Here is a 24,293-nt window from a genome sequence, read left to right on the forward strand (position 1 = left end):
GTGATTCAACTCAGCTTTCTTGCCGGGCTTACTGCACCCTTTTCCGGCCCGCTGCAAGGGGCCTGCGGCAGCCGCCGCTGCGGCCCTGCCGGAGGGGCCTTAGGCAGCGCCAAGCGCCTTCAGCATGATCCACGCCGCCTCGCCCGGGCTTTTGCCGCCCTCGGCCACAGTTCCCGCCAGTTCTGCCATCTGCGCCTTGGCCTCCGGTGTTTCCAGCCGTGCCAGCAGTGCCTGCCGCACCTCCTGATCGAACCAGTAGCAGGCCTGATCAGCGCGGCGGCGGTCCCAGTGGCTGTTTTCACGGCGCCAGGCGGTCAGCGCCTGCATTTCCTCCCAAGCCTTGTCCAGCCCGTGCTCCTCGACAGCGGAGACCATCAGCGCCTTGGGGAAGCCCTCAGGGTCCTGCGGGCGCTTGCGCAGCAGCCGCAGGGCGCCGGCGTAGTCGGCGCAGGTGCGGGTGGCGACGGGTTTCAGCGGCCCGTCTGCCTTGTTCACCAGGATGAGGTCAGCCATTTCCATGATGCCGCGCTTCACCCCCTGCAGCTCATCGCCGCCCGCGGGCGCCAGCAACAGGAGGAACAGGTCCGACATCTCTGCCACCACGGTTTCCGACTGCCCCACCCCGACCGTTTCGATCAGCACCACGTCAAAGCCTGCTGCCTCGCACAGTGCCACCGCTTCGCGGGAGCGGCGGGCGACGCCGCCCAGGTGGCTCTGGCTGGGGGACGGGCGGATGAAGGCATTGCGCTCGCGGCTCAGGCGTTCCATCCGGGTCTTGTCGCCCAGGATCGACCCGCCGGAGCGGGCAGAGCTGGGATCAACCGCCAGCACCGCCACCCGCAGGCCAAGGCCCGTCAGCATCATGCCGAAGCTTTCGATGAAGGTGGATTTCCCCACCCCGGGCGTGCCCGACAGGCCGATGCGCAGCGACTGGCGCTTGTGCTTTGCCAGTTCCGACAACAGCTCGCCCGCCCTGGCGCGGTGATCCTCGCGGCCGCTTTCCACCAGGGTGATGGCACGGGCCAGCGCCCGGCGGTCGCCATCGAGGATCTTCTGTGTCAGCTGTTCGGTGTCCATGCGTGCCTTCCTGATGTAATGGGCGGACCTTGGCGCAAGCCGCGCCGCAAAGTCCAGCCCCTGCCGTCTGGCGCGCACCCTACATCAGCACACGCCGCAGGAAAGGCGGCAAATCCGCCGCGGTGGGTGCGGTTTGCGCAGTGCCGGGCGCTGCAAGGCCGCTGGACCTCCCCCGCGCCTTTGGCGATAAGGCTGAGATGACCAGATTGCCGATCGAAGACGCCCTCCCCGAACTGCTGGACGCCCTGCGCGCCCGCGGCCGTGCCGTGCTGCAGGCACCGCCCGGCGCGGGCAAGACCACACGGGTGCCGCTGGCAATGCTGGAGGCCGGGCTGACCGCGGGCCGCATCGTGATGCTGGAACCGCGCCGCCTCGCCGCCCGTGCCGCAGCGGAGCGGATGGCAGAAACGCTGGGGCAGAAGGCAGGCGAAACCGTCGGCTACCGGGTGCGCGGCGATGCCAAGGTCTCGAAGGCGACGCGGATCGAAGTGGTGACCGAGGGCATCCTGACCCGGATGCTGCAATCGAACCCGGACCTGCCCGGTGTCGGCGCGGTGATCTTTGACGAATTCCACGAACGCTCCCTGAACGCCGACCTGGGGCTGGCCTTGTGCCTGGAGGTGGCAGGTGCACTGCGCGATGACCTGATGCTGCTGGCGATGTCCGCGACTTTGGATGCCGGGCCGGTCGCGGCACTGATGGACGCGCCGATGGTCACCTCCGAGGGCCGCAGCTATCCGGTGGAGACCCGCTGGCTGGAGCGCCCCCTGCCCGCGCAAGCGCGGCGCGTGGACGCCTTGGCGGATCTGGTGGTGCAGGCAGAGAAGGAAACCCGCGCTGCCGGACCCGGCAATGGCGGCGGCATCCTGGTTTTCCTGCCCGGCGAGGGCGAAATCCGCCGCGCTGCTGGTGCGCTGGAAAAACGCCTGCCCGGCCACTGCCATATCCGGCCGCTGTTCGGCGCCCTGCCCTTTGCCGAGCAGCGCGCGGCGATCCAGCCCGAGCCGCAGGGCCGTAAGGTCGTGCTGGCGACCTCGATCGCCGAGACCTCGCTGACCATTCAAGACATCCGGGTGGTGGTCGATATGGGCCAGGCGCGGCGCGCGCGGTTCGATCCCGGCTCCGGCATGTCGCGGCTGGTGACAGAGAAAGTGACCCGCGCCGAGGCCACCCAGCGGCAGGGCCGCGCTGGCCGGGTGGCGGAGGGCATCTGCTACCGGCTGTGGACCAAAGGCGAGGAAGGTGCGCTGATGGCGTTTCCTCCTGCCGAGATCGAAAGCGCCGACCTTACTGCGCTGGCGCTGGAGCTGGCGCTGTGGGGCGCCGCTCCTGACGATCTGATGTTCCTGACCCAGCCGCCCGCAGGCGCAATTGCAGAGGCGCAAGCACTGCTTGCCATGCTCGGCGCCCTGGATGCGCAGGGACGTATCACGGAGCATGGCAAGGCGCTGGCCGCTCTGCCGCTGCACCCGCGGCTTGGGCATATGCTGCTGCAGGCAGGCCCTGCCGCTGCGCCCCTGGCGGCCCTGCTGGGCGAACGCGACCCGCTGCGCGGGGCGCCCGCGGATCTGTCCTTGCGGCTGAAGGCGCTGCGGGACCCCAAGGGGTTTATGCGCGGCCATCCATATCAGCTGAACCGCCCGGTGGCAGAACGGATCAAGAGCGAGGCGCGTCGGCTGGAGAAACAAGCGGGCCGCCGCGATGCGGGATTGTCGGCGGCAATGATGGCCGCGCTGGCCTATCCCGACCGCATCGGCCAGCGCCGCAAGGGCGATAATCCACGGTTTGTGCTGTCCGGCGGCAAGGGCGCCATATTGGACGGCGGCGACACTCTGGCGGGGGCACCGTTCATCGTGGCGCTGGATACTGACGGCAACCCGCGGGAAGCGAAGATCCGGATGGCGGCGCAAATCTCGCAGGGCGACATCCGGGAGCTGTTTGCCGGCCAGATTGCCTGGGAGGACAGCTGCGCATGGTCGAAGCGCGACCGCCGGGTGGTGGCGCGCCAGCAGGAACGGTTCGGCGCCGTGGTGCTCGACGACCGGATCTGGAAGGACGTGCCGCCGGACGCCGTGGCGCGGGCAATGCTGGACGGGGTGCGCGACCTGGGCCTGCGGCTATCGGGTGCGGCAGCGCGGCTGGCCGCGCGGGTGGAGCTGGTGCGGGCGGAAGGTATTGACCTGCCGGACTTCTCCCTGCCCGGCCTGACGGACAGCTTGGAAGACTGGCTTCTGCCGATGCTGGACGGGGTGAAATCGGCCGAAGACTGGAAACGCTTTGATCTGCTGCCCGCGCTGAAGGCGGTGCTCAGCTGGGAGCAGACGCAAGTACTGGACCGCGAGGCGCCGGGCAGCTTCATCACCCCGCTGGGCCGCAAGATCCCGATCAGCTATGACGGCGAGATCCCCGAAATATCGGTCCGCCTGCAGGAGATGTTCGGAGTCACCCGCCACCCGTCCGTGGGCGGCGTGCCGCTGAAGGTCTCGCTGCTATCGCCCGCCCAGCGACCGATCCAGATCACCCGCGACCTGCCCGGCTTCTGGGCCGGCTCTTATGCCGATGTCAGAAAGGACATGCGCGCCCAGTACCCTAAGCACCCTTGGCCCGAAGACCCGACGCAGGAAGACCCGACGCTCAGGGCGAAGCGGCGCAAATAGCAGGCCGCAACGCGGCGCATCTGTGATGCACAGACCAGCGGACGGGAGCCCCGCCTCTGACCTGCGGTCTGATGCACGGCAAACTCACAGATCGCCTTGCACCCCCGGGAATTCATGCGTAGATTCCCACAATTGCACACATAAACACGGGAACTTCCCCAACAACAAAGGCTGAGCACCCATGACAAGCCCGCTGACCCGCGCCTGGAACGAGATCATCAAACCGATGCTGCAGCGCCCTGCCCGCGTGCAGGTTGCCGCCCTGTGCTACCGCATGGGTGCGGATGGCAAGGAGGTGCTGATGATCACCAGCCGCGGCACCGGACGCTGGATCCTGCCCAAGGGCTGGCCGGTCGAGGGCAAGGACGGTCCGGAGTCGGCACTGCAGGAAGCCTGGGAGGAAGCCGGTGTCAAGGCGGCACGCATCACGCCGCAGCCGATCGGCGAATACCACTTCACCAAGCGCCACGACAACGGCACCGAAGAGCCAGTGACCACCCTGATCTTCGAAGCCGAGGTGGAGCAGCTGGAAGACGATTATCCGGAATCCACCGAGCGCACCCGTGAGTGGATGACGCCGGATCAAGCCGCCGGGCTGGTGCACGAGCCGCAATTGCAGGCCGTTTTGCGTCAATTGTAAAAGTTATGTGACATTTTCATGTCAGAAGCTTGAACCGTTTCCTGAGCGGGGGTAGGCGCGTGCCCAGACCCCGGAATCAGGAATGCGACGATGAGCCACGAAGATCAGCGCCCGCAATGGAACACGCTGGATAAGGATCTGAACAGGATCTCCCAGCTGGAGCTGGCCACCAGCTATGCCTCCCGCCCGCTGGTGGCGCCGGGTATAGCGCTCGCTTTCATCGTGCTGGCCGGTCTTGCCGCCGGCGTGTTCTTTGGCGGCTCGGCGATGAGCATGGTAGTGATCGCCGCCGCCGCGTTCGGCGCTTATATGGCGATCAATATCGGCGCCAATGACGTTGCCAACAACATGGGGCCGGCGGTGGGTGCAAACGCGCTGACCATGGGCGGCGCCATCGTGATTGCCGCCATCTGTGAGAGCGCAGGCGCCCTGCTGGCGGGCGGCGACGTGGTTTCGACCATTTCCAAGGGCATTATCGATCCCGCCGCGGTCAGCAGCAGCAGCATCTTCATCTGGGCGATGATGGCAGCGCTGATCTCCTCGGCGCTGTGGGTGAACCTGGCGACCTGGGTTGGCGCGCCTGTGTCCACCACCCACTCCGTCGTGGGCGGCGTGCTGGGCGCCGGTGTGGCCGCCGCAGGCACCGCCGCGGTGAACTGGCCCACCATGGGCAAGATTGCCGCCAGCTGGGTCATCTCGCCGGTGCTGGGCGGCATCATCGCTGCGCTGTTCCTCGCGTTCATCAAGGCCAAGATCATCTATCAGGACGACAAGATCGCCGCAGCACGGCGCTGGGTGCCGGTGCTGGTCGCCGTCATGGCCGCTGCCTTTGGTGCCTATCTGGCCCTCAAAGGCCTCAAGAAGATCGTCAAGATCGACCTGCAGACCGCCCTGCTGATTGGGGCCGGCATCGGGGCGGTTTCCTATGTTATCACCGCGCCGCTGATCAAGCGCCAGTCCGAGGGCATGGAGAACCGCAACAAGTCGCTGAAGGCGCTGTTCGGCCTGCCGCTGGTGATTTCCGCAGGTCTCCTGTCCTTTGCCCACGGCGCCAATGACGTCGCCAACGCGGTCGGCCCGCTGGCCGCCATCGTGCACGCCACCGAGTTCGGCGATTTTGCCTCCAAGGTCGCCATCCCGACCTGGGTGATGGTGATCGGCGCCTTCGGCATCTCCTTCGGTCTGTTCCTGTTCGGCCCCAAGCTGATCCGCATGGTCGGCAGCCAGATCACCAAGCTGAACCCGATGCGCGCCTACTGCGTGTCGCTGTCGGCCGCGATCACCGTGATTGTCGCCAGCTGGCTGGGTCTGCCGGTCTCCTCCACCCATATCGCGGTGGGCGCTGTGTTCGGCGTCGGCTTCTTCCGCGAGTGGCACATGGAGCGCCGCCTGAAGAAATCCGCCGCAGGCCGCCCGGTGGAGAAGCGCATCGCACCCGAGGAACGCCGCCGCCGCAAGCTGGTGCGCCGCAGCCACTTCATGACCATCGTGGCCGCCTGGGTGATCACCGTTCCGGCCGCCGCGCTGCTGTCCGCAGTGATCTACCTGCTGCTCAACACGTTCGTCGGCTGAGCCGCACCGCCGCAACAAAAACGAACCCCCGCGCCGTCAGGCTGCGGGGGTTTTTCTTTGCCTTGCGTGGCTCCCTAGAACCGCTCCACCCAGGGCCGCAGCACCAATTCATCGCTCCAGGCGGAGCGGTGCTGAAGGATCAGGTGCATGTACTCAGCGGCAATGGCGTCGGGGTCCAGCATACTGTCGGGGCTGTCTGCCGCCTCTGTCCGCTCCGGCCGCGCGGCATTGCGGATGCCGCCGTCGATATTGACCCAGGCGACATGAATGCCCTTGGGGTGCAGCTCCCGCGCCATCGACTGCGCCAGCCCGCGCTGCGCGAACTTGCCCATCGAAAAGGGCGCGGAGTGCGCAAAGCCCTTGACGCCCGCCGAGGCGCCAGTGAACAGGATGGTGCCGCGCCGCCCGTCTTCGGGCTGCTGCGCCAGCATCCGCCCGGCCGCTGCCTGCCCCAGCACAAAGGCACCATAGGCGGTCACCTCCACCGCTTTGCGCACGGCCTCCGGGTCCAGCTCCGCCACCGGCCCGCGCAGCCGGGCCGAGGGGTTGTAGCAGGCGACCCGCAGATCGCCGGGCAGGCTGTTGATGAGCGCGGACGTCCCTTTGGCATCGGTGCCGTCGAGCCCGTGCAGCGCGGCCCCGGCTTCCGCCGCCAGCGCCTCCAGCTTGGCTGTATTGCGCGCCGCCAGATGCACTGCGTAACCGGCGGACGAGAGCTGCCGGGCAAAGGCGGCTGACAGTCCGGTTCCTGCCCCGACGATCAGAGCCTGCGGTTTGGATGATGTGCCCATGATGCACCTCCCATGCGAAACAGGGAAATGCTGGCGGGAAACCGGCACCGGCACAAGGGAAATGGGGTCCCGCCTTGGCCCGCGGCCGTGTCAGGCCTCTGCCCCGGCAGGCAGCTGCGCCAGAACATCTGCCGATGTCAGGACCTTGCCAAAGCCCGCATGCAACGCGGACAGGGTGACTTCCAGAACCGTTCCGGCATCCAGCATCCCGCCCTTGCGCGCGGGCATGTCAAAGGCGATCAGCGCATCCTCCGCCACCTCAATCTCAAACCCGAGGTTGGCGGCAGAACGGGCAGTGGAATTGACACAGAAGGCCGCCACCCCGCCAACGATCACCAGCCGGGTGATCCCGGCGTCCCGCAGATGGCGCTCCAGCCCGGTGCCGTAGAACCCGGATGAGCCGGTCTTCCAGAACACCGCCTCGCCCGCCTGCGGCACAGCGCAGGGCAAGGGCTGGCCGCTGGGCAGATCGCGGCGGAACTTGCTCTCGGGCCTCGGGTCGTCATGCATCACATGCACCACCGGCAGACCCGCGGCGCGGAAGGCCGCGGCCAGCGCCGCCACCGTCTCCTCCGCCTGCGGGTTGGCCTGCGGACGGCCCGAGGCAGCCACATTGGCCATCTCCTGCTGCATGTCGACGATCAACAGGGCTGTGCTGCGGTCCATGGGCATATCCTTGCGATGTGTTCCTTGACAGAAGGTTTGCCGAAGCCGCGCCCGGCGGCCAGTGCAAACTCCTTTGCCCCAGCGTCACGGGCGCATAGCGCACAAAAAAGGCGCGCAGCAGATGTTACTGCTGCGCGCCCTGGCAAAACCGGAATGGCAACCAGCCTCAGCCGCCCAGGCACCAGCGCATGATCGCCTTCTGTGCGTGCAAGCGGTTTTCGGCCTCGTCAAAGATCACCGACTGCGGCCCGTCCATGACGGCAGAGGTCACCTCTTCCTCGCGGTGGGCCGGCAGGCAGTGCATGAACAGCGCGTCGGGCTTGGCATGCGCCATCAGCGCGTCGTTGACCTGATAGGGGCGCAGCATGTTGTGGCGGCGCTCCTTGGAGGACTGGCTGTCATGCATCGACACCCAGGTGTCGGCGACCACCAGATCGGCGCCCTCCACGGCCTTCACGGCATCACGCTCAACCACGATCTTGGATCCCGCCTTGCGCGCCAGCCCCATGAATTCTTCCTCCGGGTCCAATTGCGAAGGCCCGGTGAAGGTGAGATCGAAGCCGAACTGGCCGGCCGCATGGATGAAGGAGGCGCAGACGTTGTTGCCGTCGCCGCACCACACCACTTTCTTGCCCTTGATGGAGCCGCGGTGCTCCTCGTAGGTCTGCACGTCCGCCATGATTTGGCAGGGGTGGGTGCGGTCGGTCAGGCCGTTGATCACCGGCACGTCGGAATACTCCGCCATCTCGGTCAGCACGGTCTCATCAAAGGTGCGGATCATGATCATGTCGACATAACGGCTGAGGACGCGGGCGGTGTCGGCAATGGTCTCGCCGTGGCCCAGCTGCATGTCCTTGCCCGACAGCACCATGGTCTGGCCGCCCATCTGGCGCACGCCAACGTCAAAGGAGACACGGGTCCGGGTTGAGGGTTTTTCAAAGATCAGCGCCACCATCCGGTCTTTCAGCGGCAGCTCATCATCCAGCGCTGCCTTGGGGCGGCCCAAGCGCGCTTGCTTGGTGGCCTTGGCCTGGTCGATGATTGCGCGCAGGTCAGCGGGGCCGGTTTTGTGAATGTCGAGGAAATGGTTCATAACTTTGTCGCTTTGTTCTGCCGGAAGCCGGGGGCTGTCTGCCCCCGGACTCCCGAGGATATTACTGGCCAGAATAAGATCAGGCCGTTTCAACCTGGGCGGCGGTTTTCTCCAGGCGGCTGACGGCCTCGGCGATATCCTCGTCCGTCAGGGTCAGCGGCGGCAGCAGGCGGATCACGTTGTCCGCGGCCGGAACGGTGATCAGTTCGTTGGCGTAGCCCGCGTTGACCACATCAATGTTCGCCGCCGCGCACTTGAGGCCCAGCATCAGGCCGGAGCCGCGCACCTCTTCGAACACCTCGGGGTGGTCGGCCACCAGCCCTTCCAGTTTCTGCCGCAGCAGGCCCGCCTTGCGGTTCACCTCGGCCAGGAAGTCCGGATCAGCCACATGATCCATCACCGCGCAGCCCACCGCGCAGCCCAGCGGGTTGCCGCCGTAGGTGGAGCCGTGGGTGCCCGCGGTCATGCCGCTGGCGGCGTCCTCGGTGGCCAGCACCGCGCCCAGCGGGAAGCCGCCGCCGATGCCCTTGGCCACCATCATGATGTCCGGGGTGATGCCTGCCCATTCATGGGCAAACAGCTTGCCGGTCCGCCCGACGCCGCATTGCACCTCATCGAGGATCAGCAACAGGCCGTTGTCGTCGCAGATCTGGCGCAGCGCCTTCAGCTCTGCATCCGGGACCGGGCGGATGCCGCCCTCACCCTGCACCGGCTCGATCATGATAGCGGCAGTGCTGTCCGAAATTGCATTGGTGACGCCGTCCAGATCGCCAAAGGTCAGATGCACGAAACCGGGCAGCAGCGGGCCGAAGCCCTTGACCATCTTCTCGGAGCCTGCGGCGGCGATGCCTGCAGAGGAACGGCCATGGAAGGAGCCGTCAAAGGTGATGATTTCGACCTGCTCCGGCTGGCCCTTGTCATAAAAATACTTGCGCGCCATCTTCACCGCCAGCTCGCAGGCCTCAGTGCCCGAGTTGGTGAAGAACACGGTGTCGGCAAAGGTATGCTCCACCAGCTTGTCCGCCAGCGCCTGCTGCTGCGGGATCTGGTAAAGGTTGGAGACATGCCACAGATTCTGCGCCTGGGAGGTCAGCGCCTCCACCAGCGCCGGATGGGCATGGCCCAGCGCATTAACCGCGATGCCCGATCCCAGATCCAGAAAGCGGCGCCCGTCCGCCGTGGTCAGCCAGGCGCCTTCGCCTTTGACGAACTCAAGCGGGGCGCGGTTGTAGGTCGGCAGAACGGACGGGATCATCAGGATCATCCTTTTCAGAAGTAGAAGCCAAAGCTGTGACGTAAGCTTGGCCTTGGGTCAACGGTGGATCATTGGATTTCGAATGGGGGATGTGCTGCACGGCAGGCACAGGGGATCAAAGGGCCGGTCACGCCAGGCGGCGTCGGCGTCGCGAGATGGTGGTATATGCGCGTTTGATCATAGGCGGGTTCCATAGTGGAGGTTTTAGCGAAAGAAAACCCCTTTTGTGCAGCCTGCCCCGCCAATGCGCCGCCCGGCCTTTTCACCTTTGGCGAAATACTCCGGGGTGAATTGGCCGCCAGGCCAAGAGGGGCGGCGCCCCTCGCCTTCCCAAGCCTGCGCAGCCGCGCCCGCAGAATACGTCAGGGACCGAAACCTTTCCCCTTGCATCCCGCGGCGGCTTGCCGCACCGGTTGTGCCATGACGCGCAACACCCCGCAGAACCCGGCCCTGGCCGCTGCCCTGATCCTGGCGGCAACCACCTTCATTGCGGGCACCACTTTGCTAGCCAAGGCGTTGGGAACGGAGAGCTTGGGTGCACCGCTGCATCCGTTGCAGATCAGCCACGGGCGCTTCCTGTTCGCCTTCATGGCAATTTCTACCGCTGTGCTGATCCTGCGCCCGCGCTTCATCCGTCCGCATTGGGGCTATCACATCGGGCGCACCTCCTTCGGCTGGGCCGGGGTGACACTGATGTTTGCCTCCGTCGCCTATATCCCGCTGGCCGATGCCACCGCGATCACCTTCCTCAATCCGGTCTTCGGCATGCTGCTGGCGATCCCGCTGCTAGGCGAGCGGGTCGGACCGTGGCGCTGGGGCGCGGCGCTGATTGCGATGATCGGGGCTATGATCCTGCTGAGGCCCACGCCCGCCAGCTTCCAGCCTGCGGCACTGCTGGCCCTCGGCGCGGCGGCCGTGATGGGACTGGAGCTGATTTTCATCAAGAAGCTCGCAGGCCGCGAAGGGCCGCTGCAGGTGCTGTGGTTCAACAACCTTCTGGGCATGATGATAGCCAGCTGCGCGGTGCTGCCGGTCTGGCAGATGCCGAGCGCCGGGCAATGGGGCGCATTGGCAGCGCTGGGGCTCTTGATGGCCTGCGCGCAGGCCTGTTTCATCAACGGCATGGCACGGGCGGATGCCTCGTTCGTGGCGCCGTTCAGCTATGCCACGCTGGTGTTTGCAGCACTTTACGACTTCCTCGGCTTTGGCGTGGTGCCGGATGCCATTTCCTTCCTCGGCGCGTGCATCATCCTGGCGGGTGCTGCCATTCTGGCCTGGCGTGAAGGCCGGGTTCGGCCGCCCGCAGGCCGCGCGGCAGCGGGCGCGGAATAACCCGCTCCCCACTGCCCTCACAAAAAGTTATTTTCTTCAAATGCCCCGTGGCGACGCCGAGGTCGAAAACTGGCATGTTCCGCCTGCCTGGCACGCCACCCTGCCCCTAAGCAGGACAGGAGCGCGACCATGCACGAGAGGCGAATCCCCGAATGGCTGCGCCACGCGCCGGTGCCCTCGGTCCGGGATTTCGGCATCCTGGCGGGGCTTGAGGCGGTGGTGCGCGGCACGCTGATCTCAGTCTTTCCGCTGATCATGTACCGGGCGCTGGGGAACGCCGGGCTGGTCTCGGCCTCCTACTTCGCGGTGGGCATCCTGTCGCTGCTGGCGGGGCTGATGGTGCCTGCGCTGGTCCGGCTGGTGCCGCGCCGCTGGGCCTACTCCCTGGGAGCGGCGATGTTCGTGGCCTCGGCAGCGCTGGCGATCGAGGGCAGCCCCGCCTCAGTGCTGGCGGCGCTGGCGCTCAACACCGTGGCCGCCGTCACCACCTTCATCTGCTTCAACGCCTATGTGCTGGACTACATTTCCCGGGTGGAACTGGGCAAATGCGAGACCTCGCGCATGTTCTATTCGGCCCTTGGCTGGACCGCCGGGCCGATGGCCGGCGTGCTGCTGCTGGACTGGTGGCCGCCTGCCCCGTTCCTGATCTCCGCCGCGGCGGCACTGCTGATGCTGGCGGCCTTCTGGTGGATGCGGATGGGCAACGGCAAGCAGATCGCCCGCGCCCGCGGCCCGGCCTCCAACCCGCTGAAATACCTGCCGCGCTTCCTGGAGCAGCCGCGGCTGATCACCGGCTTTCTGTTTGCGGTGATCCGGTCTGCCGGCTGGTGGATTTACGTGGTCTACCTGCCGATCTTCGCCATCGAAAAGGGGCTCGGGCAGGAGTTGGGCGGCATCCTCTTGTCCGTGACCAACGCCTGCCTTTTCGGCGCACCGCTGCTGCAGCGCTGGGTGCAGTGGCATTCGATCCGTCTGGCCGTGCGTACGGGGTTTCTGACCGTTGCGGCCTGTTTCGGCGCCGCAGCGGCGCTGCAGGACTGGCCTGCGGCCGCAGTGGCTTTGCTGATGGCGGGGTCTGCGGCGCTGATCCTGTTGGATATCTGCGGCGGTCTGCCGTTTCTGATGGCGGTGAAACCGTCGGAGCGCACAGAGATGTCGGCGGTCTATTCCAGCTACCGGGATATCTCCGGCATTCTGACACCCGGGGTGGCCTGGCTGGTTCTGATGGTGTCGCCGCTGGCCGGGATCTTTGCCGCCGGCGCCGCGGCTGCCGCCTATGCCGCGCTTCTGGCGGGCAAACTGCACCCGCGGCTGGGACGCAGGAAAGCCGCGCCGCCTGCGGAGGACCCGCTGCCCGCGGAATAGCCGCCTCAGGGCTTCAGGCGGTAGCCGGTGCGCAGCATGGCCCAGGCCAGCAGGCAGACGGCAAAGGTGGCGCCGCTGCACACCGCCAGCCCCAGCAAGGGCGGGCTGTCGGAGGTGCCGATCACCCCGAATCGCACCCCGTCGATCAGATAGAACACCGGGTTCAGATGCGAGATCACCTTCAGCACCGGCGGCAGCGCCTCCACTGAATAAAACGTGCCGGACAGGAACGCCAAAGGAGTCACGATGAAGTTGGTGATCGCCGCCATCTGGTCGAACTTGTCGGCGAACACGCCGGCGACGATGCCCAGGCCGCCCAGGAAGGCCGCGCCCAGCACAATGAACACCAGCGCCACCAGCGGATGCGCGGGCACGATCTGCAGCACCGCCATCAGCCCCAGCCCGATGCCCAGCGCCACCAGCGTGCCGCGCGCCACCGCGCCGGCCAGATAGCCCAGCAGGATCTCCAGCCCCGACAGAGGCGGCATCAGCGTGTCGACGATATTGCCCTGCACCTTGGCAATAACGATGGAGGATGAGGTGTTTGCAAAGGCATTCTGGATCACCGTCATCATCATGATACCCGGTGCCAGGAATGTCAGGAACGGCACCCCCATCACATCACCGCGTTTGGGGCCGATGGCAATGTTGAAGATCATCAGGAACAGCGCCGCGGTCACCAGCGGCGCCAGCAGGGTCTGGGTCCAGACCGCCAGGAACCGTTTCACCTCGCGCCAGGCCAGCGCCTTGAGCCCCAGCCAGTTCACCCGCCCGAAACGGCGCGCGCCCAATTCCACCTGATAGCCCTGCTCTGCCATGCTGCCCCCTGCATTTCGCTGCCCGGACTGCATAACGGCTGTGCCAATAGGCGCAAGATGCCTTGTAACTCCGCCCGCAGTGATTAGAATAGGGCGATCACACGGAATATGATGGCGGCCGCAGAACCCCTGGGGCCGCTATTAGCTTGGAAAGGCAACAGATGTCCTGGACAGACGAGCGCGTCGAACTGCTCAAGAAAATGTGGGGCGAGGGCCAGTCGGCCAGCCAGATCGCCAAGGAACTGGGCGGCGTCACCCGCAACGCCGTCATTGGCAAGGTGCACCGCCTCGGCCTGTCCAACCGCAACAGCGGCGGATCCAAGGCGGCTGAGCCGAAGGAAAAGCCGGCAGCAGCCCCCGCGGCAGCAACGCCGAAACCTGCCGCCGCAGCCAAGCCCAAGCCGCAGCCCAAGACCGAACCAGCGCGCCCGGCAGCCGCCCAGCCTGCGGCAGACGCAAAACCGGCAACGCCTGCGCGCCGCCAGATCATCCCTGCCGGCCAGCCGCTGCCGCCGCAGCCCTCGGCCAATGAAATCAGCCCCGAGGCGCTGGCCAAGGTGAACGAGGTCGAGAAAAAGGCCAAGAAGCTGGGCCTGATGGAACTGACCGAGCGCACCTGCAAATGGCCGGTCGGCGACCCCGCAACTGAGGACTTCTGGTTCTGCGGCCTGCCCTCCCAGCAGGGCAAACCCTATTGCGAGGCGCATGTGGGCGTGGCGTTCCAGCCGATGTCCTCGCGCCGCGACCGCCGCCGCTGACCGGCGCCGATCAGAGAATTCAAAGCCCCGGCATTGCGTCCGGGGCTTTTTTTGTGTTGCCTGCCTTTTGGCAATTGAGGCCGTGTGGCAGAATGCGTTCCCCATAAGCTACCGCATCTGGCGGTTAACTTTCGCGGCATAGCCCAATCATCAAACTGTGTCCGGTCTGCACAATGGATCAGACATTCCGGGTATTGAACTGAGTGACATCTCTGCGGGCCTCTGCCACCGCTGCCTGTCCGTGTGCTTGCTGATACAGCATCCGCTCGCAGGTCCGGCGCACTCACCGCTGCCTTACAGCCAATGCTGCGATAGCAGTCATTCAAGAACTGTCCGAAGCACGGCCGTGAAGCCGCTCTTTCGCTGCAGCCGTTTCGGCCGTCGAGGAGCTGGCAATCCGGGTTGCTGCGGCTTGAGTTATCGTTTTGGTGAAGGGCCCCACTCCCGCATAACGGGACTACCGCTAGCATGATGGACTTTCCACCGGTGCAACTTTGGTCAGCGGAAACAGACGGTTTTCGTGCAGACCTTTCACCTTTTCCAGGCCGGACAAACGGGATGCCGGAACAGTAATTTCCGGCATGTGTTTCCAGCACGCAAACCAACTCAGCTATGTTGGCTTACTACAAGTTCCTCACTTCGGATCGCCTGATCGCGGCGGTTCCAGTCCCTTTCAAACCCGGCTTTTGTTGCGCCCCGGCTTGCTTTCTTAGGTGTGCAACTGAGCCGGTTTAGCCTGCCGCCTCCTCCACCGAGCAAAGCAACTGAAAACGACGAAACACAACCTGAAATTGCCTCCTGTTGACCCCTTGTTAACCGACTCAAAGCTACACCCTTCAAAAGCAAAGAAAATTTTTCAGCACAATTTCAGAAAAGGCAGAACATGAAGGTTTGCATTCTGATCCCCACGTACAAGCGCCACGCGAGCCTTCTTCGCCTGCTGCACCAGATCGGAGAATACAGGTCTACCTACCAAGGGGATCTTTCTTTCGATATCTGCGTAACCGACAGCGACCCCGGCAACCCGCAACGCCATGAGATCGAGGCGCTGTGCGACAGCTATCTGGTGAACCCCGGAGATGGCTTCGACAGCAACATGTACTCAGCCTTCGAGCGTGTCAGCCAGACCTGCGACTTCGTGCTGTCGATCAGCGACGATGACCTTTTTGCAAAAGGGTTTGCGCATCCCTTCGATCTACTTGAGATTGCAGTCCGCCAGAACCAGGACGCCGTTTTGTTCGATCACTTCGAACTGCGATCCGAGGCTGCTCCCAAAGACTACAAACTGAAGGAAGGACCATACAACAGAGTGTCTTTCCTTGAGCCGGACAGCCCCAATTTTCACAAGGCTATGCTGTTTTACATCCCGCGGCACGCGGGGCTGTTCTACAAGTCATCGCATCTGCAAAAGATCCACGGCAAGCTGGAAGGGTTCATCGGCAGCCTGCATCTGTATGCAGTGCCGTTTCACCTGGCCTGGCAAAAGGGAACCGCGCACTACTTTGGCTACCCGCTGGTGTATTTCAACGCGGATGAAAAAGAGGATGGGGCCTGGGCCAGGCACCGGGCGGTTTTTGACGGCCTCGTGCAGTATTTCGGGGCCTGCAAACACATTATGCCCTCAGCGCGCTACGAGGCCATGAAACCTGGCTTCATGCGTTTGTACCTGGGCGACAACAGCGTGATGCGCGCGTCCATCAAGGGGCAACTCCCCTCGGAAACAGAAGTAATGGCCGCGCTCGCAGACACCTAGGAACAGCCCGCCGCAGCGAACCTAAGGCTGAGCCGGAGAAAGAACAGGCCCCTGCCCCCGAAATTAACAACCAAGAGATCATGAGCATGGAACGAGAGCAGCCATCCCGAGAAGAGATTGTAACTGCCGCGCACAAGTTCTTTGAACAGCAGCCGAAACCCGCCTTTGTGCCGGGAGAGACCTACCTTCCCCCCTCCGGCAAGGTCATGGATGGGGACGACTGCGCCAGCCTTGTGGATGCCGCGCTGGACATGTGGCTGACCGCGGGCCGCTATGCGGCTGATTTCGAGAAGCAGCTGGCGCAAGTGTTCGGAACCAAGCTCTCCAAGCTGACGGTGTCGGGGTCCGCCGCAAACCTGCTGGCGTTCACAACGCTCACGTCCTGGAAGCTGGGCAAGGCGCGGATTGAACCTGGGTCCGAGATCATCACCGTTGCGGCGGGCTTTCCCACAACCGTTGCGCCGATCCTGCAGAACGGCTGCATTCCGGTCTACGTCGATGTGGACCTGGCGACCCATAACGTGAACGTTGACCTGATCGAGGCCGCCATCAGCAGCAAGACCCGCGCGATCATGATCGCGCACAGCCTGGGAAATCCCTTTGACGTTGTGCGGATCGCCGAAATCTGCCGTGCGCATGGGCTGTATCTGATTGAGGACTGCTGCGATGCATTCGGCGCCACGGTCACAACATCCGATGGCTCGGCACGGGGCGTCGGCACTTTTGGCGATGTGGCCACGCTCAGCTTCTATCCGGCACATCACATCACGATGGGCGAAGGCGGTGCAATCTTGACCAGCAGCATGCGCCTGGCGCGGATCTGCGAAAGCTTCCGGGACTGGGGACGCGACTGCTACTGCGCGCCGGGAACCGACAACACTTGCGGCAAACGGTTCGATTGGCAGCTTGGCGACCTGCCGCAAGGCTACGACCATAAATACACCTACAGCCATATCGGCTATAACCTGAAGGTCTCCGACATGCAGGCTGCGGTTGGCCTGAGCCAGCTCCGGAAACTGGACCGTTTCATTGCGGCCCGGCGGGCGAATTTTGATGGGCTGGTGCAACGGGTCAGGGCAGCCGGCCTTGAAGAATACTATCACCTGCCGGAACCGACGCCGGGCACCAACCCCTCATGGTTCGGCTTTCTGCTGACCATCCGGGATGGCGTTCCGCTTAGCCGCCGCGACGTGACGGCCGCGCTTGAAGACAAAAAAGTCGGCACCCGGCTGCTGTTCGCCGGCAACCTGATCCGCCAGCCGGCCTTTGCCCGCGCGCCTTACCGCGTCGCCGGATCCCTTGATGTAACGGACAAGCTGATGAACGACGCCTTCTGGATCGGGGTCTGGCCCGGCCTTGGCGCCGAGCAGCTGGATTACATGGTCGACACGCTTGCTGAGGTGACCCGCACCCAGCTGATTGGCGGAAAGGCAGCTGCGCAATGAAAGCCGTGATCCTGGCAGGCGGCCTCGGCACCCGACTGGCCGAAGAGACCAGCCTCAAGCCCAAGCCCATGGTCGAGATCGGCGGCCGCCCGATCCTGTGGCACATCATGAAGATGTACACCGCCCATGGCATCACGGATTTCGTCATCTGCCTGGGCTACAAAGGCTACCTGATCAAGGAGTTCTTTGCCAACTACGCCCTGCAAATGTCAGACGTGACCTTGGACATGGCGCGCGGCTCCGTCGAGGTGCACCGTGCCAGCGCCGAACCCTGGCGGATCAGCCTGATCGATACGGGTGAGGAAACCATGACCGGCGGCAGGCTCAGACGGGTGCGCCACTTGCTCGACGACACTTTTTGCATGACCTACGGGGACGGAGTCGGCGATATCGACATCTCCAGCCTGGTAGCTTTTCACAAATCCCACGACAAAATGGCCACCGTGACCGCTGTGGCGCCACCGGGCCGCTTCGGCCTCCTGGAACTGAGCGACCGGTCGGTGACTGGGTTTGTCGAAAAGCCGCGGGGCGAAGGCGGCCGTATCAACGGCGGGTTCTTCGTTCTGGAGCCCGAAGCCCTGGATACCATCGGCGGCGACAGCGACATGTGGGAAGACGCGCCAATGCGGCGGCTGGTTTCAGCCGGCGAAATGGCGGCCTACCACCACGACGGGTTCTGGCAGCCGATGGACACCCTCCGCGACAAGGTCGCGCTCGAAACCCTGTGGAAAGAGGGCCGCGCACCCTGGAAACTTTGGGAGGGAGCCCAGGTCCAGCCCTCCGCTCCCCGGCAGCACTTACCGCAATCCTGGAAAGGGCTTCACTGATGCAAGGCATATCCTCCGGTTTCTGGCGCAACCGCCGTGTTTTTGTGACCGGCCACACAGGTTTCAAGGGCAGCTGGCTCTCATCCTGGCTGCTGGACCTTGGCGCAAACCTGCGCGGTTTTGCGCTGCCGCCCGCAACCGAAGGGCTGCCTGCAGGAACGGCGAGCCTCTTTGATGAACTGGACCTGGCGTCACGGATGGATCACATCTGCGGCGACACACGCGACGAGGCCGCGCTGCGTGCGGCCATCGAAGCGTTCCGCCCGGAAGTTATGCTGCACCTGGCAGCACAGCCCATCGTCCGCAAATCTTATGCTGACCCGGTTGGCACTTATTCAACCAATGTCATGGGCACCGTGCATGTGCTGAATATATGCCGAGATCTGCCTGGTCTGCGCAGCATCGTCGTTGTCAGCAGTGACAAATGCTATGAAAACCGTGAACAGGTCTGGGGCTACCGCGAAACCGACCAGATGGGCGGACATGACCCGTACTCCAGCTCCAAGGGCTGCACGGAGCTTGTTACGGACGCGTTCAGGTCGTCTTATTTTCCGCCTGACCAGCATTCCAGCCACGGCGTGAGCCTGGCGAGCGCCCGTGCCGGCAATGTCATCGGCGGCGGCGACTGGAGTGTGGACCGCCTGATACCCGACGCCGTGCGTGCGCTGCGCGGAGGGCGGCAACTGGACATCCGCTGCCCGCAGGCAACCCGGCCATGGCAGCATGTTCTGGAACCTCTTTCCGGCTATCTCCTGCTTGCCGAAACAGGGGCAACAGACCCCGGTAAGGCCGCACAGGGATGGAATTTCGGCCCGGATGCCGGTTCCACCAGAACAGTCGCGGAGACCGTCGATGCACTTGCCGAAGGTCTCGGCCATGAACTTTCCTGGAGTTCACAACGCTGCCACGGCGGCCTGCACGAGGCGGGCTTGCTGGCTTTGGACTGCACAAAGGCCAGGCACTTGCTGGGCTGGCGGCCGAAGCTGGCGTGGCGGGACATGATCGGGATGACAGCAGCGTGGTACAAATCACCGGATTTGCAAGCGCGCAACGATCTCGTCCGCTCCCAGATCTCCAGCTATACCGCAAAGGCGGACGAATGAACTTCTCCAGCAGCCGTGTGTTTTTGACAGGGGCAATCGGCTTCCTCGGGCAACACGTCAAGACCGCCCTAATCGAAGCCGGAAAAGAGGTCGGATGCCTGGTTCGCCCAGGACGCAAAGGCCCGGCATCAAAGAACGTGTCCTGGCTCGAAAGCCCGACAGAAACGGAGGCCATTGTCGAAACCGTCCGCGGCTTTGCACCAGACCTGATCCTTCACTGCGGCGGCCGCGTTTTAACTGAACACTTGGCGAGCGACGTCGATGATCTGGTTCAGAGCAATCTGCTTCTGACAACCGCGCTATGCGAAGCGGGGCATCTATGCGGCGGATTGCGCATCGTGAACCTTGGCACATGCCTTGAGCATGGCGAGTCCGGAAGGCTGAGCCCGAACAGCCTCTATGCCGCAACCAAGGTCGCGGCAGCCTCGATCATCTCTTACTACTGCGAACAGAACCATGCCGCCGCCATCACGCTGAAGGCGCCAGTGATCTATGGCCCGGGCGAGAACCGGCCCAGGCTTGTCCGGCTGCTGATTGACGCCGCAATCAGCGGCCAGGCAATAGATCTGTCACCGGGGGAGCAGGAGTTGGATGTCCTTCATGTCAGGGATGCCGTTGCTGCTGTCATGCTCGCCGCGCAGAAAGTTGCAAAACCTGAAGCAGCCGGCCGCCACCGCATATGCCAGGTCACATCCGGACAAACCATCACGCCAAGGCTTCTTGCCCGGGAAATCGAAAACCTGTCAGGAAGGAAAGTCCCGGCAAACTGGGGCGCCCGCCCCTACAAATCTGGTGAGCGGATGAAACACTGGACCGGCAGTCAGCAACTTGAAGGCTGGTCCCCGCAGGTCGATTTGCAGACCGGATTGGCTGAGCTTCTGGAGAGTTCATGTCTCCGATCTGATTGCAAGCAGCGTGCAAGGAGATTTGCCCTTTGATGCAAGTTTGCGCTTCGCGCGAACGACCGGCGGTTCAGCACTGCACGCAGTACCCGGTTTCCCCTGCCCTTACCGACGAGCAATATCCCCAAAAGTGGAAAGCGGACTTGGGACGTTTGCGGACTGAAACTCCGGCAGTCATTGCCGCGCAATGCTTCAACAGCAGCAGCACTCTTGTCTTCTATGCGGCGAAAGATACTCGGCGGTGCAGTGCACTGGTGCCCCGCCTGCGCACGCAGAAAAACTCATCACTTCCGTTGCACACTCTCTGCCTTCGATCGCTGCAGATTGGCGCAACGGCTGCTTTGGGTTGGGTTTGCAGGCAAAACCCTCGCCTTGCCTGCATGCTCAGATCAGTTCGCCACCGGGCCCTCAGACGTGAACTTGGGGATCACGCTGTCAGACGCTGCCTTCGGCTCGATGCCCGGCCAGTTGCCTTCGGCCAGGTTGATGTTGCCAGGGATGTCTTCTTCCCAGAAGCCAACCACCACATCGGTGATGTTCAGATAGAGCTTGTCATCGACGATGCGCCACAGGTTCGGGTTGGCCGGCACCTTGCCGCCCTTGGAGACGCCATAGGCGCAGTGGCCGTCATACTGCGGCGCGTAATAGTCCGGGTTGGCGGCGAATTTATCGCGGTTCTCTGCCGAGGAAAACGCCCAGGTGGCGCCATTGTAGTCAGCGGTGAATTCCGTGCTGCCGCGCACCGGCGCGGTCTGCGGGGTGCCGACCGGGTTCATCTCAAGGCTGCGGTAGGCCACCACGTCGTAGCCGGACACCGCATAACCGGTGCCATCGACATACTGCTCCCCGGCAAAGGCCGGCAGGGCAAAGGACAGCGCTGCCGCAGCAGCAAATGCAAGACGCTTCATGAAATCATCCCTTTCATCGGTGATCGCTTTAACTTGGGCACCGGTCCAACGCACCGGCCTTGGCACTGACATTACCGCGGCGGCGGCAAATGCGAAGGGGGGCTCACGGCTCTGTGTCCGGGGACGAGAGGATGTGAGCAGATTGTAAAATTTCCGCGCGCAGACCTTCCAGTCATTGGAATTTCCGGAACACCCCTTATCTCTGCCAAAGCTGATCGCCGCAGCGCGAGCGATTGAGACGCAACAGGAAACAATCAGAGCAAGGCCGACAGATGAGCGACACCCCCTACACCCCACCGAAAGTCTGGAAATGGGAACAAGCGAACGGCGGCGAGTTTGCCTCCATCAACCGCCCCATCGCCGGTGCCACCCATGACAAGGAATTGCCCGCGGGCAAGCATCCGTTCCAGCTGTACTCGCTTGCGACTCCGAACGGCGTAAAAGTCACCGTAATGTTCGAAGAACTGCTGGCCGCGGGCCACGCGGATGCCGAATATGACGCTTGGCTGATCAAGATCGGCGACGGCGACCAGTTCGGCTCCGGCTTTGTCGAGGTGAACCCGAACTCCAAGATCCCGGCGCTCTTGGACCGCAGCGGCGCGGAGCCGGTGCGGGTGTTCGAAAGCGGCTCTATCCTGCTGCATCTGGCGGAGAAGTTCGGAGCGTTCCTGCCCAAGGAGGGCGCGGCCCGGACTGAAGCCCTGAACTGGCTGTTCTGGCAGATGGGCAGCGCGCCCTACCTGGGCGGCGGCTTTGGCCATTTCTATGCCTATGCGCCGGAGAAATTCCAGTATCCGATCGACCGTTTCACCATGGAAACCAAACGCCAGCTGGATGTGCTGGACCGGCAGCTGGCGGAGCGCGAGTTCATCGCAGGCGAAGAATACACCATCGCCGATATCGCCATCTGGCCCTGGTACGGCCAGCTGGTTCTGGGCCGCAACTACGGCGACGCCGCCGAGTTCCTGGATGCGGCGAGCTACACCAACGTGGTCCGCTGGGCCAAGGCCATCGACGCCCGCCCGGCGGTGCAGCGCGGCCGCATGGTGAACCGCACCTCCGGCGATCCGGCCACCCAACTGCATGAGCGCCACGACGCCAGCGATTTCGACACCCGCACCCAGGACAAACTGGAAGCGGCGGAATAACCGCACCGCCTGCAACCGGCAGGTTTCAGACACTCAAAACGCCCGCCTCGCAGCGGGCGTTTTCTTTTTCGGCTACATCCAGCCCAATTGAGTCAGGGCGTGCACGTCATTCCAGACCTTTGTCATGTGGCGGATCTTGCCGCCGTCGAAGTCCAGCACATAGACGTAATCCGAGGCGACCTTCTTGCCCGTCGGCGCGCCGTTGCCGGCGTCAACCGTATGGGTGGCATGAAAGATTGCAAACAGGACTGCGCGGCCGGCGTCCTCATCCACAGTGAGAGATTGGAACTTCGCATGGGCGTCCGGCATCGGGGTCAGCAGCCCCTTGGCCCATTCGGTATAATCCGCAATCGTCCTGATCTCTGCCAGCGCGTCCGCCTGGACAGAGAATGTCGCGTCCGGCGCGCACCATTCCCGGCACACGTCCCAGCCCTTGCCTGCATCGCAGGCCTCGCAGAAGTCATGTGCGGTCTGATTGATGGACATGGTTTTCCCCTCCCTGCTGTGTGGCGGGCACGGGCCGCAGCCCTGCCCTTGCAGCAGCAGATAAGGCGAAAACGGCGGGTGGCGAGAAATGCTTACCTGAGCCGCGGCGGCTTGTCCGGGTCGCTGCCCGGCTGTACAGGCTTCAATTCCTGCGGCGCCTTCGGCTGCGGCAGGTCAAATCGCAGGCCGACGCGGGCCAGACTGGCCGCCACCGGGTCCTCTGCCTCAAAGAAGCCCACGTCCATCGCCCCGGCCTCGATGCCGGAAAAGGTCAGCGCCTCGCTGGCCGCCTTGGCAAGCGAGGCTTGCGCGGCCTCCTTGGCGCCGACAAAGCCCAACAGATGCCCCTGCCCGCCGCCCTTGTAACGGACCCCGGCCAGATAGGCCGCCGCCGCCAACCCGCCCGCAGTGGCAAGCTTGGCATCCAGCGCGGTCAGCAGCGCCTCCGGCAGGCCCTTGGGGGCGGTGAATTCGGTGACGCCTGCCTCGACTTCCTCCGGTGCATGGCCGAGCGTCTGGTGCAGCCAGCTGATGGCCTCTGCCGGGATCAGAAAGGCGGAGGGCGCCACCTCCAGGTTCAGCCCCAGTCCAATTCTCTGGCCGCCCCCCTGCCCGGCAAGCATTTGCGATATCACCCGGCCTGACAGGGCGGCATAAGGCACCGCCTGGCCTGCAAACTGCGCCAGCCGCTCCTCCCGGTCGAACACAAGCACAAAGGCGCCGTCGGGCGTATCAAACAGCACTGGCGAGATCTGCTCTCCCTCCGCTTCCTTCTCCAGCATCAGGAACAGCTCTGCATCCGCCAGCCGCTCATAGAACCGCAGCCGGGCGGCATCATCCTCGGGCGCGGCCTCCATCGCGGCATGGGCCAGATCCAGCGGGGTTTCGTCTGTCATCGCATCAGCTCCTTCACCCTTGCCTGCAGAACTGGCAGCAGCTCCACCTCGAACCAGGGGTTTTTCTTCAGCCACCCGGTATTACGCCACGAGGGATGCGGCAAGGGGAAGACCTGCGGCGCATGATCCCGCCAGCCGCGGACCAGCTCCGTCACCGGCCCCTTCAGTCCCAGATGGTAGCGCTGCGCATGAGCGCCGACCAAGACCTTCAGTTGCACCTCCGGCAGATGCGCCATCACCTGATGATGCCAGGTCTTGCCGCAGACCGCAGGCGGCGGCAGGTCGGCCTTTTTCGCGTTGTAGCCGGGAAAGCAGAAGCCCATCGGCACAACCGCCACGCGGCCCTTGTCATAAAACTCCGCCTCGCTCAGCCCCAGCCAGGCCCGCAGCCGGTCGCCGGAGGGATCGGTGAAGGGGCGGCCGCTTTCATGCACCCGCAACCCCGGCGCCTGGCCTGCGATCAGGATACGCGCAGAGGGGCGGAACCACACCACCGGGCGCGGTTCATGCGCGGTGGCGGTGGCGGCAAACCGGTCCGCGCAGATCCGGCAGCTGCGAATCTGGTCCTTCAGCCGCTGGCCGGCCTTCATTGTTTCAGAACTGGAAACAGCCATCTTGTGCCCAGCAAACCTCTTCTGCCTGCAATTTCCGGCACCTGCGGCCCGCACAGGCGGTAAATTGGTTAAGACTTGGTTGATGATTTATGTCACAATTCGACATAATAAGGCCAAATTCACCCCGTAGGCCATTAACACTCTTTTGATAAGAAAGGGCCATGGGCGCGCTGTAAGCTCCCAGGCA

22 protein-coding genes are annotated in these 24,293 nt (G+C 64.1%); 12 read left to right on the top strand and 10 right to left on the bottom strand.

Going from position 1 to position 24,293, the window contains the following annotated elements; genetic code table 11:
- Positions 1 to 99: 99 nt before the first annotated feature.
- Positions 100 to 1,077, bottom strand: a complete 978-nt coding sequence (meaB, locus tag RA26_RS16990) for a methylmalonyl Co-A mutase-associated GTPase MeaB (RefSeq protein WP_052272469.1) — start codon at positions 1,075 to 1,077, stop codon at positions 100 to 102.
- A 197-nt stretch (positions 1,078 to 1,274) separates the two neighbouring features.
- Between meaB and hrpB the strand changes: the two genes are divergently transcribed.
- The 3 genes from hrpB to RA26_RS17005 all read left to right on the top strand — a co-directional run bounded on the left by hrpB (position 1,275) and on the right by RA26_RS17005 (position 5,946).
- Positions 1,275 to 3,734 (top strand): ATP-dependent helicase HrpB, encoded by a 2,460-nt coding sequence (gene hrpB, locus RA26_RS16995; RefSeq protein WP_039185964.1) that lies wholly within the window; start codon positions 1,275 to 1,277, stop codon positions 3,732 to 3,734.
- Positions 3,735 to 3,915: 181 nt separating this feature from the next.
- The gene (locus RA26_RS17000) at positions 3,916 to 4,374 is read left to right on the top strand and encodes an NUDIX hydrolase (protein ID WP_039185632.1); all 459 of its coding nucleotides are present in this window, start codon (positions 3,916 to 3,918) and stop codon (positions 4,372 to 4,374) included.
- A gap of 90 nt (positions 4,375 to 4,464) precedes the next feature.
- On the top strand, positions 4,465 to 5,946 hold the full coding sequence (locus RA26_RS17005; RefSeq protein ID WP_039185633.1) for an inorganic phosphate transporter: 1,482 nt from the start codon (positions 4,465 to 4,467) through the stop codon (positions 5,944 to 5,946).
- Between the two features lie 74 nt (positions 5,947 to 6,020).
- Here RA26_RS17005 and RA26_RS17010 read toward each other — a convergent pair whose 3' ends face one another.
- The 4 genes from RA26_RS17010 to RA26_RS17025 all read right to left on the bottom strand — a co-directional run bounded on the left by RA26_RS17010 (position 6,021) and on the right by RA26_RS17025 (position 9,751).
- Positions 6,021 to 6,737: an SDR family NAD(P)-dependent oxidoreductase gene (locus tag RA26_RS17010; protein ID WP_039185635.1), complete on the bottom strand. Its 717-nt coding sequence runs from the start codon at positions 6,735 to 6,737 to the stop codon at positions 6,021 to 6,023.
- Positions 6,738 to 6,827: 90 nt separating this feature from the next.
- Entirely contained in the window at positions 6,828 to 7,403 is a 576-nt protein-coding gene (locus RA26_RS17015; protein WP_039185637.1) for an isochorismatase family protein, read from the bottom strand.
- 166 nt (positions 7,404 to 7,569) lie between these two features.
- Positions 7,570 to 8,496, bottom strand: a complete 927-nt coding sequence (gene argF / locus RA26_RS17020; RefSeq protein ID WP_039185638.1) for an ornithine carbamoyltransferase — start codon at positions 8,494 to 8,496, stop codon at positions 7,570 to 7,572.
- Positions 8,497 to 8,575: 79 nt separating this feature from the next.
- Positions 8,576 to 9,751, bottom strand: coding sequence for an aspartate aminotransferase family protein (locus RA26_RS17025; RefSeq protein WP_039185967.1), 1,176 nt, complete (start codon positions 9,749 to 9,751; stop codon positions 8,576 to 8,578).
- A 420-nt stretch (positions 9,752 to 10,171) separates the two neighbouring features.
- Here RA26_RS17025 and RA26_RS17030 point away from each other — a divergent pair, with 420 nt between their 5' ends.
- Together RA26_RS17030 and RA26_RS17035 are read left to right on the top strand one after the other, a co-directional pair.
- The gene (locus tag RA26_RS17030; RefSeq protein ID WP_039185639.1) at positions 10,172 to 11,083 is read left to right on the top strand and encodes a DMT family transporter; all 912 of its coding nucleotides are present in this window, start codon (positions 10,172 to 10,174) and stop codon (positions 11,081 to 11,083) included.
- Positions 11,084 to 11,212: 129 nt separating this feature from the next.
- Positions 11,213 to 12,448, top strand: coding sequence for an MFS transporter (locus tag RA26_RS17035; protein ID WP_039185640.1), 1,236 nt, complete (start codon positions 11,213 to 11,215; stop codon positions 12,446 to 12,448).
- Positions 12,449 to 12,453: 5 nt separating this feature from the next.
- Here the strand turns inward: RA26_RS17035 and RA26_RS17040 are convergent, their stop codons facing one another.
- Positions 12,454 to 13,266, bottom strand: a complete 813-nt coding sequence (locus tag RA26_RS17040) for an ABC transporter permease (RefSeq protein ID WP_039185642.1) — start codon at positions 13,264 to 13,266, stop codon at positions 12,454 to 12,456.
- Between the two features lie 161 nt (positions 13,267 to 13,427).
- Between RA26_RS17040 and RA26_RS17045 the strand changes: the two genes are divergently transcribed.
- From RA26_RS17045 to RA26_RS17070, 6 genes are all read left to right on the top strand, one after another.
- Entirely contained in the window at positions 13,428 to 14,024 is a 597-nt protein-coding gene (locus RA26_RS17045; protein ID WP_039185644.1) for a GcrA family cell cycle regulator, read from the top strand.
- An 883-nt stretch (positions 14,025 to 14,907) separates the two neighbouring features.
- Entirely contained in the window at positions 14,908 to 15,777 is an 870-nt protein-coding gene (locus tag RA26_RS17050; protein WP_039185646.1) for a glycosyltransferase family 2 protein, read from the top strand.
- 80 nt (positions 15,778 to 15,857) lie between these two features.
- Complete coding sequence (gene rfbH / locus RA26_RS17055) at positions 15,858 to 17,222, top strand: lipopolysaccharide biosynthesis protein RfbH (RefSeq protein ID WP_241482675.1); 1,365 nt, start codon at positions 15,858 to 15,860, stop codon at positions 17,220 to 17,222.
- Positions 17,219 to 18,049, top strand: coding sequence for a glucose-1-phosphate cytidylyltransferase (gene rfbF, locus RA26_RS17060; RefSeq protein ID WP_052272470.1), 831 nt, complete (start codon positions 17,219 to 17,221; stop codon positions 18,047 to 18,049). Before rfbH ends, rfbF begins: the two co-directional genes overlap by 4 nt.
- On the top strand, positions 18,049 to 19,152 hold the full coding sequence (gene rfbG, locus RA26_RS17065) for a CDP-glucose 4,6-dehydratase (protein ID WP_039185649.1): 1,104 nt from the start codon (positions 18,049 to 18,051) through the stop codon (positions 19,150 to 19,152). The genes rfbF and rfbG overlap by 1 nt, the downstream gene beginning before the upstream one ends.
- Entirely contained in the window at positions 19,149 to 20,090 is a 942-nt protein-coding gene (locus RA26_RS17070) for an NAD-dependent epimerase/dehydratase family protein (protein WP_039185650.1), read from the top strand. Before rfbG ends, RA26_RS17070 begins: the two co-directional genes overlap by 4 nt.
- A 353-nt stretch (positions 20,091 to 20,443) precedes the next feature.
- On the opposite strand, the gene RA26_RS17075 is transcribed toward RA26_RS17070, so the two are convergent.
- The gene (locus RA26_RS17075) at positions 20,444 to 20,962 is read right to left on the bottom strand and encodes a YHS domain-containing (seleno)protein (RefSeq protein ID WP_039185651.1); all 519 of its coding nucleotides are present in this window, start codon (positions 20,960 to 20,962) and stop codon (positions 20,444 to 20,446) included.
- Positions 20,963 to 21,234: 272 nt separating this feature from the next.
- On the opposite strand from RA26_RS17075, the gene yghU reads away from it, so the two are divergent.
- Positions 21,235 to 22,110 (top strand): glutathione-dependent disulfide-bond oxidoreductase, encoded by an 876-nt coding sequence (gene yghU, locus RA26_RS17080; protein ID WP_039185652.1) that lies wholly within the window; start codon positions 21,235 to 21,237, stop codon positions 22,108 to 22,110.
- 72 nt (positions 22,111 to 22,182) lie between these two features.
- On the opposite strand, the gene RA26_RS17085 is transcribed toward yghU, so the two are convergent.
- The 3 genes from RA26_RS17085 to RA26_RS17095 form a co-directional block, all read right to left on the bottom strand.
- Complete coding sequence (locus tag RA26_RS17085; protein ID WP_039185654.1) at positions 22,183 to 22,596, bottom strand: ester cyclase; 414 nt, start codon at positions 22,594 to 22,596, stop codon at positions 22,183 to 22,185.
- Between the two features lie 92 nt (positions 22,597 to 22,688).
- Positions 22,689 to 23,492 carry an SseB family protein gene (locus RA26_RS17090; RefSeq protein WP_039185656.1) on the bottom strand — a complete coding sequence of 268 codons (804 nt, stop codon included), beginning with the start codon at positions 23,490 to 23,492 and terminating at the stop codon, positions 22,689 to 22,691.
- Positions 23,489 to 24,082, bottom strand: a complete 594-nt coding sequence (locus RA26_RS17095; RefSeq protein WP_039185976.1) for a uracil-DNA glycosylase family protein — start codon at positions 24,080 to 24,082, stop codon at positions 23,489 to 23,491. Before RA26_RS17095 ends, RA26_RS17090 begins: the two co-directional genes overlap by 4 nt.
- Positions 24,083 to 24,293 lie beyond the last annotated feature (211 nt).

This window comes from Leisingera sp. ANG-M7, assembly GCF_000813965.1.
GTDB lineage: Bacteria > Pseudomonadota > Alphaproteobacteria > Rhodobacterales > Rhodobacteraceae > Leisingera.

Excerpts from the sequence above, each read along its gene's own strand:
- meaB (WP_052272469.1), bottom strand. The coding sequence starts at position 1,077 with ATGGACACCGAACAGCTGACACAGAAGATCCTCGATGGCGACCGCCGG.
- hrpB (WP_039185964.1), top strand. The coding sequence starts at position 1,275 with ATGACCAGATTGCCGATCGAAGACGCCCTCCCCGAACTGCTGGACGCC.
- RA26_RS17000 (WP_039185632.1), top strand. The coding sequence starts at position 3,916 with ATGACAAGCCCGCTGACCCGCGCCTGGAACGAGATCATCAAACCGATG.
- RA26_RS17005 (WP_039185633.1), top strand. The coding sequence starts at position 4,465 with ATGAGCCACGAAGATCAGCGCCCGCAATGGAACACGCTGGATAAGGAT.
- RA26_RS17010 (WP_039185635.1), bottom strand. The coding sequence starts at position 6,737 with ATGGGCACATCATCCAAACCGCAGGCTCTGATCGTCGGGGCAGGAACC.
- RA26_RS17015 (WP_039185637.1), bottom strand. The coding sequence starts at position 7,403 with ATGGACCGCAGCACAGCCCTGTTGATCGTCGACATGCAGCAGGAGATG.
- argF (WP_039185638.1), bottom strand. The coding sequence starts at position 8,496 with ATGAACCATTTCCTCGACATTCACAAAACCGGCCCCGCTGACCTGCGC.
- RA26_RS17025 (WP_039185967.1), bottom strand. The coding sequence starts at position 9,751 with ATGATCCCGTCCGTTCTGCCGACCTACAACCGCGCCCCGCTTGAGTTC.
- RA26_RS17030 (WP_039185639.1), top strand. The coding sequence starts at position 10,172 with ATGACGCGCAACACCCCGCAGAACCCGGCCCTGGCCGCTGCCCTGATC.
- RA26_RS17035 (WP_039185640.1), top strand. The coding sequence starts at position 11,213 with ATGCACGAGAGGCGAATCCCCGAATGGCTGCGCCACGCGCCGGTGCCC.
- RA26_RS17040 (WP_039185642.1), bottom strand. The coding sequence starts at position 13,266 with ATGGCAGAGCAGGGCTATCAGGTGGAATTGGGCGCGCGCCGTTTCGGG.
- RA26_RS17045 (WP_039185644.1), top strand. The coding sequence starts at position 13,428 with ATGTCCTGGACAGACGAGCGCGTCGAACTGCTCAAGAAAATGTGGGGC.
- RA26_RS17050 (WP_039185646.1), top strand. The coding sequence starts at position 14,908 with ATGAAGGTTTGCATTCTGATCCCCACGTACAAGCGCCACGCGAGCCTT.
- rfbH (WP_241482675.1), top strand. The coding sequence starts at position 15,858 with ATGAGCATGGAACGAGAGCAGCCATCCCGAGAAGAGATTGTAACTGCC.
- rfbF (WP_052272470.1), top strand. The coding sequence starts at position 17,219 with ATGAAAGCCGTGATCCTGGCAGGCGGCCTCGGCACCCGACTGGCCGAA.
- rfbG (WP_039185649.1), top strand. The coding sequence starts at position 18,049 with ATGCAAGGCATATCCTCCGGTTTCTGGCGCAACCGCCGTGTTTTTGTG.
- RA26_RS17070 (WP_039185650.1), top strand. The coding sequence starts at position 19,149 with ATGAACTTCTCCAGCAGCCGTGTGTTTTTGACAGGGGCAATCGGCTTC.
- RA26_RS17075 (WP_039185651.1), bottom strand. The coding sequence starts at position 20,962 with ATGAAGCGTCTTGCATTTGCTGCTGCGGCAGCGCTGTCCTTTGCCCTG.
- yghU (WP_039185652.1), top strand. The coding sequence starts at position 21,235 with ATGAGCGACACCCCCTACACCCCACCGAAAGTCTGGAAATGGGAACAA.
- RA26_RS17085 (WP_039185654.1), bottom strand. The coding sequence starts at position 22,596 with ATGTCCATCAATCAGACCGCACATGACTTCTGCGAGGCCTGCGATGCA.
- RA26_RS17090 (WP_039185656.1), bottom strand. The coding sequence starts at position 23,492 with ATGACAGACGAAACCCCGCTGGATCTGGCCCATGCCGCGATGGAGGCC.
- RA26_RS17095 (WP_039185976.1), bottom strand. The coding sequence starts at position 24,082 with ATGAAGGCCGGCCAGCGGCTGAAGGACCAGATTCGCAGCTGCCGGATC.